This is a genomic window from Mycobacterium sp. 48b (assembly GCF_048282725.1).
Taxonomy (GTDB): domain Bacteria; phylum Actinomycetota; class Actinomycetes; order Mycobacteriales; family Mycobacteriaceae; genus Mycobacterium.
Genome location: NZ_JBLVUL010000001.1, coordinates 5,057,293 through 5,069,600 on the forward strand (window position 1 = coordinate 5,057,293; position 12,308 = coordinate 5,069,600).

12 protein-coding genes are annotated in these 12,308 nt (G+C 67.5%); 4 read left to right on the top strand and 8 right to left on the bottom strand.

Annotated elements, in window-relative coordinates; translation table 11 throughout:
* Nucleotides 1-12: 12 nt before the first annotated feature.
* From ACNQR1_RS24710 to ACNQR1_RS24730, 5 genes are all read right to left on the bottom strand, one after another.
* The gene (locus ACNQR1_RS24710; RefSeq protein ID WP_418050486.1) at nt 13-1,302 is read right to left on the bottom strand and encodes a M16 family metallopeptidase; all 1,290 of its coding nucleotides are present in this window, start codon (nt 1,300-1,302) and stop codon (nt 13-15) included.
* A gap of 29 nt (nt 1,303-1,331) precedes the next feature.
* Entirely contained in the window at nt 1,332-3,587 is a 2,256-nt protein-coding gene (locus tag ACNQR1_RS24715) for a polyribonucleotide nucleotidyltransferase (RefSeq protein WP_418048302.1), read from the bottom strand.
* 291 nt (nt 3,588-3,878) lie between these two features.
* Nucleotides 3,879-4,352, bottom strand: a complete 474-nt coding sequence (gene lppU, locus ACNQR1_RS24720) for an LppU family putative lipoprotein (protein WP_418050487.1) — start codon at nt 4,350-4,352, stop codon at nt 3,879-3,881.
* 37 nt (nt 4,353-4,389) lie between these two features.
* On the bottom strand, nt 4,390-4,659 hold the full coding sequence (rpsO, locus tag ACNQR1_RS24725; protein ID WP_003880490.1) for a 30S ribosomal protein S15: 270 nt from the start codon (nt 4,657-4,659) through the stop codon (nt 4,390-4,392).
* A gap of 118 nt (nt 4,660-4,777) precedes the next feature.
* Complete coding sequence (locus ACNQR1_RS24730; protein WP_044517712.1) at nt 4,778-5,764, bottom strand: bifunctional riboflavin kinase/FAD synthetase; 987 nt, start codon at nt 5,762-5,764, stop codon at nt 4,778-4,780.
* An 80-nt stretch (nt 5,765-5,844) separates the two neighbouring features.
* Here ACNQR1_RS24730 and mntR point away from each other — a divergent pair, with 80 nt between their 5' ends.
* The 3 genes from mntR to ACNQR1_RS24745 all read left to right on the top strand — a co-directional run bounded on the left by mntR (nt 5,845) and on the right by ACNQR1_RS24745 (nt 9,026).
* On the top strand, nt 5,845-6,570 hold the full coding sequence (mntR, locus tag ACNQR1_RS24735; RefSeq protein ID WP_418048303.1) for a manganese-binding transcriptional regulator MntR: 726 nt from the start codon (nt 5,845-5,847) through the stop codon (nt 6,568-6,570).
* Nucleotides 6,571-6,642: 72 nt separating this feature from the next.
* The gene (locus tag ACNQR1_RS24740) at nt 6,643-7,812 is read left to right on the top strand and encodes an LLM class flavin-dependent oxidoreductase (protein ID WP_418048304.1); all 1,170 of its coding nucleotides are present in this window, start codon (nt 6,643-6,645) and stop codon (nt 7,810-7,812) included.
* Complete coding sequence (locus ACNQR1_RS24745; RefSeq protein WP_418048305.1) at nt 7,809-9,026, top strand: SfnB family sulfur acquisition oxidoreductase; 1,218 nt, start codon at nt 7,809-7,811, stop codon at nt 9,024-9,026. Before ACNQR1_RS24740 ends, ACNQR1_RS24745 begins: the two co-directional genes overlap by 4 nt.
* Before the next feature lie 9 nt (nt 9,027-9,035).
* Here the strand turns inward: ACNQR1_RS24745 and truB are convergent, their stop codons facing one another.
* From truB to ACNQR1_RS24760, 3 genes are read right to left on the bottom strand one after another with little or no spacing between them, the layout of a single operon-like run.
* Complete coding sequence (truB, locus tag ACNQR1_RS24750) at nt 9,036-9,923, bottom strand: tRNA pseudouridine(55) synthase TruB (RefSeq protein ID WP_418048306.1); 888 nt, start codon at nt 9,921-9,923, stop codon at nt 9,036-9,038.
* Nucleotides 9,920-10,594: a 4'-phosphopantetheinyl transferase family protein gene (locus ACNQR1_RS24755; protein ID WP_418048307.1), complete on the bottom strand. Its 675-nt coding sequence runs from the start codon at nt 10,592-10,594 to the stop codon at nt 9,920-9,922. The genes truB and ACNQR1_RS24755 overlap by 4 nt, the downstream gene beginning before the upstream one ends.
* Nucleotides 10,591-11,550, bottom strand: a complete 960-nt coding sequence (locus tag ACNQR1_RS24760) for a metallophosphoesterase family protein (RefSeq protein ID WP_418048308.1) — start codon at nt 11,548-11,550, stop codon at nt 10,591-10,593. The genes ACNQR1_RS24755 and ACNQR1_RS24760 overlap by 4 nt, the downstream gene beginning before the upstream one ends.
* Before the next feature lie 158 nt (nt 11,551-11,708).
* Here ACNQR1_RS24760 and ACNQR1_RS24765 point away from each other — a divergent pair, with 158 nt between their 5' ends.
* Nucleotides 11,709-12,305 carry a DUF3558 domain-containing protein gene (locus ACNQR1_RS24765; RefSeq protein WP_418048309.1) on the top strand — a complete coding sequence of 199 codons (597 nt, stop codon included), beginning with the start codon at nt 11,709-11,711 and terminating at the stop codon, nt 12,303-12,305.
* Nucleotides 12,306-12,308: the final 3 nt, after the last annotated feature.

The window sequence follows — 12,308 nt, forward strand, 5'->3', positions numbered from 1 at the left end:
CAGCGTAGCGGTTCAGCCCGCGAGAGTTTGAAGGCGTTGCGGCAGAGTCTTTTTCGAGCGATACGGGCCCAGAACCGCGGCACCGTAGTCGCGAGACAGCAACTGATGAGCCACAGCGTTGACCTCTTCGAGGGTCACCGCCTCGATCTGGGCCAGCGTGTGATCGATGGTCCGGTGCTCACCGTAATTGAGCTCGCTGCGCCCGATCCGGTGCATGCGGGATCCGGAATCCTCCAGCCCGAGCACCAGCCCACCGCGCAACGAGCCCTTGGCGATGCGGCATTCGTCGGCGGTGATCCCGTCTCTGGCAACGCCTTCGAGGACATCGGTGGTCACCCGGACCACTTCGTCGAACCGTTCCGGCTGACAGCCCGCGTACACCGAGAGCGCTCCGCTGTCGGCGAAGGTGTCCACCGTCGAGTACACCGAGTAGGCAAGGCCGCGGGATTCCCGGATCTGTTGGAACAGGCGGGAACTGAGACCGCCGCCGAGTGCGGTATTGAGCACCGACAGTGCCCACCGGTGCTCCCAGTGCCGGCCGGGCGTGCGAACGCCCAGCGACACGTGGGACTGCTCCCCGTCGCGGTCGACCACGAGCAACGACGGCTTGCCGCCGACCCGTCCCGCGCCCTTACGCGGAGCCACCGCGGTGCGCCCGGCTTCCAGCCGCGGACCGAAATGCTGCCGCACCAAGGACAACACGACGTCGTGGTCGATGTTGCCCGCCACCGCGACGATCATCCGTTCCGGTGTGTAGCGACGAACGTGGAACGAATGCAGCTGCGCGCGCGTCATCGTCTCGATCGACTCGACGCTGCCGATCACCGGACGTCCCACCGGGTGATCGCCGAACATCGCCGAGAGGAAGACGTCGCCGAGGCTGTCCTCGGGGTCGTCGTCGCGCATGGCGATCTCTTCGAGGACGACGTCGCGCTCCACCTCGACATCCTCGGTGGCACAACGCCCCCGCAACACGACGTCGGCCACCAGGTCGACCGCGAGTTCCAGGTCGGAGTCGAGCACGTGTGCGTAGTAGCAGGTGTGCTCGCGCGTGGTGAACGCGTTCAGCTCACCGCCGACGGCGTCGACAGCCTGCGCTATCTCGACTGCGCTACGTGTCGGGGTGGCCTTGAACAGCAGGTGTTCCAGGAAGTGGGCGGCACCCGCGACGCTTCGTCCTTCGTCGCGGGAACCGACTCCCACCCAGACCCCGACGGATGCGGAACGCACCGACGGGATGTACTCAGTGACCACCCGGAGTCCGCCGGGCAGATCTGTCCGGCGGACATGTGTGGTGTTCAGTGCAGACGCCTTGTTTCGAGCTGTGGTGATCAGGACTCGGCAGCGGCGCCGGCGTCGGCCGTGGCCGGGGCGGCGTCGGCACCACCGTCGGCCTGCTCGGCTGACTCCTCGTCGACGAGCACCAGCGAGATCTTGCCGCGGTTGTCGATATCGGCGATCTCGACGCGCAGCTTGTCGCCGACCTTCACCACATCCTCGACCTTGGCGATGCGCTTGCCGCGCCCCAGCTTGGAGATGTGGACCAGGCCGTCACGACCGGGCAGCAGCGACACGAACGCACCGAAGTCGGTCGTCTTGACCACGGTGCCCAGGAAGCGCTCACCGATCTTGGGCAGCTGCGGGTTGGCGATGGCGTTGATCTTGTCGATCGCTGCCTGCGCCGACTCGCCATTGCTGGCGCCGACGAACACGGTGCCGTCGTCCTCGATGGAGATCGACGCGCCGGTCTCCTCGGTGATCGAGTTGATCATCTTGCCCTTGGGCCCGATGACCTCGCCGATCTTGTCGACCGGAACCTTGATGGTGGTGATCCGCGGTGCGTACGGGCTCATCTCGTCCGGAGCATCGATGGCCTCGGCCATGACGTCCAGGATGGTCAGACGCGCGTCCTTGGCCTGGCTCAGCGCACCGGCCAGCACCTTCGACGGGATGCCGTCGAGCTTGGTGTCGAGCTGCAGGGCGGTGACGAAGTCCTTGGTGCCCGCGCACTTGAAGTCCATGTCGCCGAAGGCATCCTCGGCACCGAGGATGTCGGTCAGCGTCACGTAGCGGGTCTCGCCGTCGACCTGGTCGGAGACCAGACCCATGGCGATGCCGGCCACCGGCGCCTTGAGCGGCACACCGGCGTTGAGCAGCGACAGAGTCGAGGCACACACCGAGCCCATCGAGGTGGAGCCGTTGGAGCCGAGGGCCTCCGACACCTGGCGGATGGCGTACGGGAACTCCTCGACGCTGGGCAGAACGGGAACCAGAGCCCGCTCGGCCAGTGCGCCGTGGCCGATCTCGCGGCGCTTGGGCGAACCGACGCGACCGGTCTCACCGGTCGAGAACGGCGGGAAGTTGTAGTGGTGCATGTAGCGCTTGGTGGTCTCGGGCCCCAGCGAGTCGATCTGCTGGGCCATCTTGACCATGTCCAGCGTGGTGACACCCATGATCTGGGTCTCGCCGCGCTCGAACAACGCGCTGCCGTGCGCACGCGGGATGATGGCCACCTCGGCCGAGAGCGCGCGGATGTCGGTCACACCACGGCCGTCGATACGGAAGTGGTCGGTCAGGATGCGCTGGCGCACAAGCTTTTTGGTCAGCGAGCGGTAGGCAGCGCCGATCTCCTTCTCGCGGCCGGCGTACGTCTCACCGAGACGCTCGAGCACCTCGACCTTGATCTCGTTGGTGCGGTCGTCGCGCTCGTGCTTGCCGGCGATGGTCAGAGCCTCCGACAGTGCGTCGGTGGCCACCGCGGCCACGGCGTCGTAGACGTCGGCCTCGTAATCCGGGAACAGCGGGTACTCGGCGATCTCCTTGGCGGCCTTCTCGGCCAGCGCGGCCTGCGCGTCGCACAGCGTCGCGATGAACGGCTTGGCAGCCTCGAGGCCTTCGGCGACGACGGCCTCGGTGGGAGCCTGGGCGCCGCCGGCGACCAATTCGATCACGTTTTCGGTGGCTTCGGCCTCGACCATCATGATCGCGACGTCGTCGCCCACCTTGCGGCCTGCGACGACCATGTCGAAGACAGCCTTCTCAAGCTGCTCGACGGTCGGGAAGGCGACCCACTGGCCGTCGATCAGGGCGACGCGCACGCCGCCGACCGGACCGGAGAACGGCAGACCGGAGATCTGCGTCGACGCCGAGGCGGCATTGATGGCCAGCACGTCGTACAGATCCTTCGGATCCAGGCTCAGGACGGTGACCACGACCTGGATCTCGTTCCGCAGACCGCTGACGAACGACGGGCGCAGCGGCCGGTCGATCAGGCGGCAGGTCAGGATCGCATCGGTGGAGGGACGGCCCTCGCGGCGGAAGAACGAGCCGGGGATCCGGCCCGCGGCGTACATCCGCTCCTCGACATCGATGGTCAACGGGAAGAAGTCGAAGTGATCCTTCGGCGTCTTGCTGGCGGTGGTGGCGCTCAGCAGCATGGTCTCGTCGTCGAGGTAGGCGACGACGGATCCGGCGGCCTGCTGCGCGAGCCGCCCGGTCTCGAAACGGATGGTGCGGGTGCCGAAGCTCCCGTTGTCGAGGGTTGCGGTGGATTCGAACACACCGTCTTCAAGTTCAACTACAGACATAGAGTCCGTTGGCCTCTTTCGAATTCATTCAACTGTTTCGCGGCGTCACGGTGGCGATACGCCACGGGCCCTGGATACGGCTACGGCCGTCGATCGAAGCGGCCGGATGGACCCCGCAACGGGGTTCCGGCAGCCACTACCGAAGACCGCCCGACCAGGCGGGCCCGATATGACTCGCAGGAACAGCGCCCGCGGATCGCGGGTACCGCACCTGTGTTCAGCGCAGATTTCCGCCGCTGAACGACCTCATGTTACACGGCAGCAACAGCATGACCGCCAGTGCAGACCTGCTTAGGACACGTCCTCCACACATACGGTGAACTGGCGTTCCGAGTACGCGTAGCCCACTCCGCTGGCGCACTGATCGACGTTCGACACGCCGCGGAGAACCTCGGTGGCCCGTTGCCGGTGCGGCGCAGAAGAATCCGCGCAATCCACCCGGTACGGATCCTTGTCGTTCTCCGGATCGATGCTCATGCAGGTGCCGGTGATCCAGTCGATGTCCAGACACAGCGTCTGTGTCTCGTCATCGAATGCGCTGCGCACCGAGTAGTAGGTGTCGACGTCCCCGGGGCACTGGTCGCTGTCGGTGACCGTGGAGATCACCTTGTAGTTCGATGCGTCGCTGCCGCACTCCGCCCGACTGGCGTCCGGGCGCTCGTAGGTGCCGCTCATCTTCAGGCAGTCCCCTGCCTTCATGTCCGCTGCCGCCGCGGACGAGCACGCGGTCAAACCGCCGATGAAAAGTATCGCGGCTGCCCCGATAGGGGCAGCCGCGCAAAGTGGTGGCACTGACGCCGCGTCAGCGACGCAGCCCGAGGCGCTCGATCAGCGAGCGGTAGCGCGCCACGTCGACCTGGGCGACGTACTTCAGCAGCCGGCGACGACGGCCGACGAGCAGCAGCAGGCCGCGGCGCGAGTGGTGGTCGTGCTTGTGCTGCTTGAGGTGCTCGGTCAGGTCCGAGATCCGCTTGGTCAGCAGGGCGACCTGGGCCTCCGGCGAACCGGTGTCGGTCTCGTGCAGACCGTAGCTGCTCAGGATTTCTTTTTTCTGCTCGGCAGTAAGCGCCACGAAAGTAACTCCATCATTTCAGTCCCGCGAACATATTCTCGGCACAGCCACCGCGGACTGCAGCATGCACCGGATCGGCGCAAAGTCTAGCAGTTTCGGCTGCTCAGCCAGAATCGCGCTATTGCGCAGCCAGAATCGCCCGGGCCCGGTCGGTATCGGCCTCCATGGCCACGACCAGATCCTTGACCGATTCGAACTTCTCCTGGCCGCGGATCCGGGCCACGAAATCGACCGCGACGTGCTGCCCGTACAGGTCGGCGTTGGTGTCGAGCACGAACGCCTCGACCGTGCGGGTCCTCCCCGAGAACGTCGGGTTGGTGCCGACCGAGACGGCGGCCTCGTACCGCTCACCGGGGATGACGGTGCCCATGACGGGGCCGTGCCCCAGCACCGTGAACCAGGCGGCGTACACACCGTCGGCCGGAATCGCCGAGAACATCGGCGGCGCCACGTTGGCCGTCGGGAAACCCAGTACCCGGCCCCGCCCGTCGCCGCGCACCACCACGCCTTCGACGCGATGCGGACGGCCCAGGGCTTCGGTGGCGGCCACCACGTCGCCGGCATCCACGCAGGACCGGATGTATGTCGACGAGAAGGTGACCCGCTCGTCCCGATGCTCGGCATCGAGGGTTTCGGTCACCAGCGACATGCTCTCGACCGCGAAACCGAAGCGTTCCCCGGCCGCGCGCAGCATTGCGACGTTGCCGGCCGCCTTCTTGCCGAAGGTAAAGTTCTCCCCCACCACGACCTCCACCACATGCAGGTCTTCGACCAGCAACTCGTGGATGTAGCGCTCAGGGGTCAGCTTCATGAAATCCGAGGTGAACGGCATCACCAGGAAGACGTCGACACCGAGCTCCTCGACCAGCTCGGCCCGCCGGGTCAGGGTCGTCAACTGCGCCGGGTGACTCCCCGGAAACACCACCTCCATCGGATGGGGATCGAAGGTCATGAGAACCACCGGCACTCCGCGTGATCGGCCCGCCTTCACCGCATGGCTGATCAACTCCGCGTGTCCACGGTGAACCCCGTCGAACACCCCGATGGTGACTACACACCTGCCCCAGTCCGTGGGGATCTCGTCCTGCCCACGCCAGCGCTGCACGCAATCAGCCTACGACCCGAAGGCGGCACGGTCGCCTCTAGATCCCCCGATCAGGTGATGATTGCCTAAACTTTCCTACTGTGAGTCCCGACGGTAACCATCAAGACCTCTCCACGGTTGCCCAGGACTATCTGAAAGTCATCTGGACAGCCCAGGAGTGGTCTCGCGAAAAGGTCAGCACGAAACTGCTGGCCGAGCGGATCGGCGTGTCCGCGTCCACGGCCTCGGAATCGATCCGCAAACTCGCCGACCAGGGCCTGGTCCACCATGAGAAGTACGGCGCGGTGACCCTGACCGACGCGGGCCGGCGCGCGGCGCTGGCGATGGTGCGCCGGCACCGGCTGATGGAGACCTTCCTGGTGCAGGAGTTGGGCTACGGCTGGGACGAGGTGCACGACGAGGCCGAAATCCTCGAGCACGCGGTGTCCGACCGGATGCTCGACCGCATCGACGCCAAGCTGGGCCACCCCACCCGCGATCCGCACGGCGACCCGATCCCGGCGGCCGACGGCCAGGTGCCGACCCCGCCTGCCCGCCAGCTGTCGGCGTGCCAGGACGGCGACGCGGGCACGGTGGCCCGCATCTCCGACGCTGATCCGGAGATGCTGCGCTACTTCGACAGCGTCGGCATCAGCCTCGATTCCCGGGTGCGGGTACTGGCGCGACGTGATTTCGCCGGCGTGATCTCGGTGGCCGTACAAAGCCCAGGTAAGACCGGCGACGCGGCCACCGGCGGAGACGATGCCGGCGTCCAGGTCGAGCTCGGCAATCCGGCGGCCGAGGCGATCTGGGTCGTCGCGAGCTGACGACACGCCGGAGGGATCACGGCGATTTTTACCCGTGCGCTCTGGCCGATCCAGCACCAAGATGACCTGTTCGTGACTGTCTCTCTGCACTGGTTCCTTCCCACCTACGGCGACAGCCGGCTGATCGTCGGAGGCGGCCACGGCACGCCCGCGGGCGCCGCCGGTGGTGACCGTGAAGCCTCGATCGACTACCTGGCCTCGATCGTCCGCTCGGCGGAGCGGTTCGGTTTCACCGGCGCACTCATCCCGACCGGCGCCTGGTGCGAGGACGCGTTCATCACCGCGGCGCTGCTGGCCCGCGAGACCACCTCGCTGGCGTTCCTGGTGGCGTTCCGCCCGGGCCTGGTCAGCCCGACCCTGTCGGCCCAGATGGCCGCCACGTTCGCCCGGCACGCACCGGGACGGATCCTGCTGAACGTCGTCGTCGGAGGCGAGGCACATGAACAGCGGGCGTTCGGCGACCACCTGGACAAGGACGCACGCTATGCGCGCTGCGACGAGTTCCTCGACGTGGTGCGGCGGCTGTGGGCCGGCGAGACGGTGACCCACAAGGGTGAGTACATCGACGTCGAGGAGGCCTCGCTGGCCCTGCCACCCACCCCGGTTCCGCCGCTGTACTTCGGTGGCAGCTCGCAGGCAGCCGGCCCGGTCGCGGCCCGGCACTCCGACGTCTATCTGACCTGGGGCGAGCCGCCGGCCGCCGTACGGAAGAAGATCGAATGGATCCGGGCACTCGGCGAGGAGCAAGGCCGCAAGCTGCGATTCGGCATCCGCCTGCACACCATTTCCCGGGACACCTCCGAGGAGGCGTGGGCCCAGGCCGACCGGCTGGTCGCCGCCCTCGACGAGGAGACCGTCGCCGCGGCGCAGGCTGGGCTGGCCCGCAGCCAGTCCGAGGGCCAGAAGCGCATGCTGGCCCTGCACGAGGCCAACCGCACCAACGGCACCTGGAGTGACGCCCGCAGCCTGGAGATCGCCCCGAACCTGTGGTCGGGCGTCGGATTGGTGCGCGGCGGCGCCGGCACCGCGCTGGTGGGCAGCCACACCGAGGTGGCCGACCGGATCGCCGAGTACGCCGAGATCGGCATCGACGAGTTCATCTTCTCCGGCTATCCCCACCTGGAGGAGCTGTTCTGGTTCGGCGAGGGGGTGGTGCCGATCCTGCGCGAGCGCGGTCTGTTCGGCGGAGGCGACCAGACCGCCACCCCGACCTCGATACCGTTTGTCGGCGCACCGCGATGACCGATCTGGCCGGTGCCACCCGCATCTCGTCGACGGAAGCCGCACTGGCCACCGCGACGCAGCTGTCGAGATCGTTCGCCGAGGGGGCCGGTGCCCGCGACGCGCACCGGATCCTGCCGCACGAGCAGGTGCGGGCCCTCAAGGAATCCGGCCTGCTGGCGCTGACCGTGCCCGCCGAGCACGGCGGGCTCGACGTGCCCGCCGCCGTACTCGCCGAGGTGATTCGACTGCTGGCACACGGCGATCCGTCCATCGGTCAGATCCCGCACTCGCATTTCACGTTCCTGGAGGCGCTGCGGCTGCAGGGCACCCCGGCACAGCAGGCGTATTTCTACGACCTGGTGCTGGACGGCGCGCTGTTCGCCAATGCCCAGTCCGAACGCGGGCCGCATCCCATCGACGTGGACACCACCACACTCACGGCAGCCGGCGCCGGCTATGTCCTGAGCGGCCGCAAGTACTACTCCACCGGAGCACTGTTCGCCGACTGGCTGATCGTGCGGGCCTCGCACTCCGACGGTTCAGGGCAGGTGCCGACCGCCGCGACACCCAAGGCCATCGCGTTCGTTCCGCGCGATGCGGGCGGGGTCGAGGTCGTCGACGACTGGGACGGTATGGGCCAGCGGACCACCGCCTCGGGCACCGTCTCCCTCGACGCCGTCGAGGTCCCGGCGGCGCACGTGGTCGAGTTCAGCCCGATCTTCGGGCGGCCCACCGTCTACGGGGCCCGGGCCCAGCTGCTGCATGCGGCCCTCGATGTGGGCATCGCGACCGGCGCGCTGGAGGAGGCGGTGCGTCAGGCCGCCAAGGCCCGGCCACATTTCGAGGCCGCGGTGTCCAACGCCGTCGAGGACCCGACCCTGGTGCAGGTCGCGGGTGAGCTGACCGTGACGGTGCGCGGTGCGGCGGCGCTACTCGCCGAGGCGGGCCGCGAAGTCGATTCGGCCCGAGCCGACCTGACCGGGGAGACCGCGGCGGCCGCCTCGATCGCGGTGGCGATCGCCAAGGTGTCCGCCGCGCGGGCAGCGGTGGACGCCGGCAGCGCGCTGTTCGAATTCGGCGGGACGCGCAGCGCCTCGGCCTCGGGCAACCTGTCGCGGTACTGGCGTGATGCGCGCACGCACACCCTGCACGACGCCACGCGGTGGAAAATCCGCCATATCGGCAACTACACCCTGTCGGGAACGAAACCGCCCCGCCACGGCCAGCTTTGAGCCAGGGCCCTACAAAGTAGCGGGTCGCAACACCACGACGTTCTTGGTGCGCGACGAGCCGTCCTGCAGCAGTGCGATGACCCGACCGTCGGGTGCGGTGGCGGCATAGATCCCGTCGACACCGGCCGGGGCAAGCGCCCGGCCGTGCCGGGTGTCCTCGGTTTCCGCGTCGGTCAGGTCGCGGCGCGGGAATCCGACCAGGCACGCCTCGTCGAGGGAGTAACTCAGCCGGGCCTGCTCGGCAAGCTCCTCCAGGGTGCGCGCCTCGTCCAGCCCGTACCGTCCAACCCTGGTGCGGCGCAGAGCCGTCAGATGTCCACCGACGCCGAGCGTCACACCCACGTCGCGCGCCAGCGCCCGGATATAGGTGCCCGACGAACAATCCACATCGACGTCCACATCGACGAACTCGTCCACCCGCCGGACGCCGAGCACCTCGAACCGGTCGATGCGCACGGGCCGGGCCGCCAGCTCGACGGTGTGCCCCTCACGTGCCAGCTTGTAGGCCCGCTGACCGTCGACCTTGATGGCGCTCACCGCAGAGGGCACCTGCTCGATGTCGCCGCGCAATGCCGCGACCGCGTCCTCGATCTGATCGTCGGTGACATGGGCAGCAGAAACCGTCTGCAGCACTTCGCCTTCGGCATCCTCGGTGGTGGTGGTCCGGCCGAGCCGGATGGTGGCCGAATAGGACTTGTCGGTGGCGGTGAGCAGGCCGAGGATCTTGGTGGCGCGCTCGATGCCGACGACGAGTACACCGGTCGCCATCGGGTCGAGCGTTCCGGCGTGGCCGACCTTGCGGGTGCCGAACAGCCGACGGCACCGCCCCACCACGTCGTGACTGGTCATGCCGGCCGGCTTGTCGACGATCACCAAGCCCGCTTCCGGACTGCTCACAGCACGATCGCCGTCAGTGTCACCCCGTCGCGCACCGACCAGCGGCCGTCCAGTGCGGTCAGCGGCGGTCCGTGTTCGGCAGCCGGATCGATGAGGATCTGGGACCGAAATGTTCCGGCCGTGCCGGACGCGTCCACCCCGAACGTGATGTGGGCGTCCTCGAACCCGAGCCAGCGGTGCGTCAACGGGTACCAGGTCTTGTAGGTGGCTTCCTTGGCGCAGAACAGGATTCGGTCCCAATGCAGACCGTCGGGCAGCCCGCCGAGTTCGGAGCGCTCCAGCGGCAGCGAGATGGCGCCCAGAACTCCGTCGGGAAGCACGTCGTGCGGTTCGGCATCGATGCCGACCGACCTCACCCCACCGACGCGGCCCACCACGGCACCGCGGAAGCCCTGACAGTGCGTGAGGCTGCCGACGATGCCGTCCGGCCAGCACGGCTCGCCCTTGTCCCCCTTGAGGATCGGCACCGGTGGCACGCCGAGCTCGCTCAACGCCTGGCGGGCGCAGTAGCGCACCGTGGTGAACTCGTTGCGCCGCTTGGCGACCGCGCGGGCCACCAGTTCCGCCTCCTCGGGCAGCGCCGTCAAGCCGGGCGGGTCGTCGTACATCTCGGCCGCGGCGAGCTTGTCCGGCAGGTCGGGCAACACCTGCCCCAGCAGCGTGTCGCTCATGAGCGCCTCGCCTTGATCCGCTCCTGCATCTGCTGGGCATGGGCGCGCATCTCGGCCGTGATCTGGAAGTGACCGCCGAACTCGTTGAGATAGCCGGGCGTGTAGTTGGGGTCGGGCAGGATCTGGCGCAGCCACCGGAAGGGTTTGCGGCGGCGCCACTCCCGCGGATAACCCACCGAGACCTCCTCGAAGCGCACGTCGTCGTACCAGGTGGTGCGCGGGATGTGTAGGTGGCCGTACACCGAGCAGATCGCGTTGTAGCGCGTATGCCAGTCCTTGGTGGCCGTCGTGCCGCACCACAGCGAGAACTCGGGATAGAACATCGCGTCACACGGTTCACGCACCAGCGGGAAGTGGTTGACCAGGACCGTCGGGTCCATCCAGTCCATGGCTTCGAGCCGTTTGCGGGTGGCCGCGACCCGGTCACGGCACCAGGCGTCGCGCGTCGCGTAGGGCTCGCTGGACAACAGGAACTCGTCGGTGCCGACGACATTGCGGTCGCGGGCGATGGCCAACCCCTCCGCCTTGTTCGAGGCACCTTCGGGCAGGAACGTGTAGTCGTAGAGCAGGAACATCGGCACGATCGTCGCCGGACCACCCTGTTCGGTCCAGACCGGGAACGGGTGCTCCGGTGTGATGACACCCATCTGGTCGCACATGTCGACCAGGTAGTCGTAGCGCGCCCGCCCGAAGATCTGCATCGGGTCCTTGTTGGTGGTCCACAGTTCGTGGTTGCCCGGAACCCAGATGACCTTCGCGAACCGCTTGCGCAGCAGATCCAGCGCCCACCGGATCTCGTCGGTGCGCTCCCCGACGTCACCCGCGACGATCAGCCAATCGTCCGGCGAGGCCGGATACAGCGACTCGGTAACCGGCTTGTTCCCGGTGTGCCCGGTATGCAGATCGCTGATCGCCCACAGAATCGGCTGCCGGTCCCTCGACTCGTGATCACTCACAGTTGCACCACCACAACGGACCAGCCTAACCGGGCGGCGCCGCCACATGCCGTTGACAACTAGAACAGGTTCTCGTTTATGGTCGAGTCGATCGCGACCGACCGCTACACTCCCCGCAAGCCGGGGAACGTTTTGCCACCAAACTACGAGGGGGTGTGATGGCCGCCAAGTGGCGACTACTGTCGGCTTCGACAGGCATGGTTGCGGCGCTGGTGTCGGCGGTGATCGTGGGGTGGCAGTCGAACCCGACCGAGGTCGCGGGCGTCGGCCCGCTGCAACTCGATGTCACCGACCTCCCGATGACCAACGTTTCGACCACGATCAAGTGGCCGGTCATCGAGACCACGGACCCGTCGCCGTTCGATCCGTGCAATGACATCCCGTTCGACGTGGTCCAGCGGATCGGCCTGGCCGTCACCCCGCCGGAGCCCGAGGACAGCCTGCGGTGCCACTACGACGCGGGCAATTACCAGATGGCGGTCGAAGCGTTCGTCTGGCGCACCTACGAGCAGACGATCCCGCCCGACGCGGTCGAACTGGACATCAACGGACACCGGGCCGCCCAGTACTGGATCATGAAGCCCACCGACTGGAACGACCGTTGGTGGATCACCTGCATGATCGCGTTCGACACCAGCTACGGCGTGATCCAGCAGTCGCTGTTCTACTCGCCCGTCCACTCCCCGGACCGGCCGGACTGCCTGCAGACCAACCTGCAGCGGGCCCACGAACTGGCGCCGTACTACAAGTTCTGAGAG

Coding starts and splice junctions, on each gene's coding strand:
- ACNQR1_RS24715 (WP_418048302.1), bottom strand. CDS start 3,587: ATGTCTGTAGTTGAACTTGAAGACGGTGTGTTCGAATCCACCGCAACC.
- ACNQR1_RS24745 (WP_418048305.1), top strand. CDS start 7,809: ATGACCGATCTGGCCGGTGCCACCCGCATCTCGTCGACGGAAGCCGCA.
- ACNQR1_RS24755 (WP_418048307.1), bottom strand. CDS start 10,594: ATGAGCGACACGCTGCTGGGGCAGGTGTTGCCCGACCTGCCGGACAAG.
- ACNQR1_RS24765 (WP_418048309.1), top strand. CDS start 11,709: ATGGCCGCCAAGTGGCGACTACTGTCGGCTTCGACAGGCATGGTTGCG.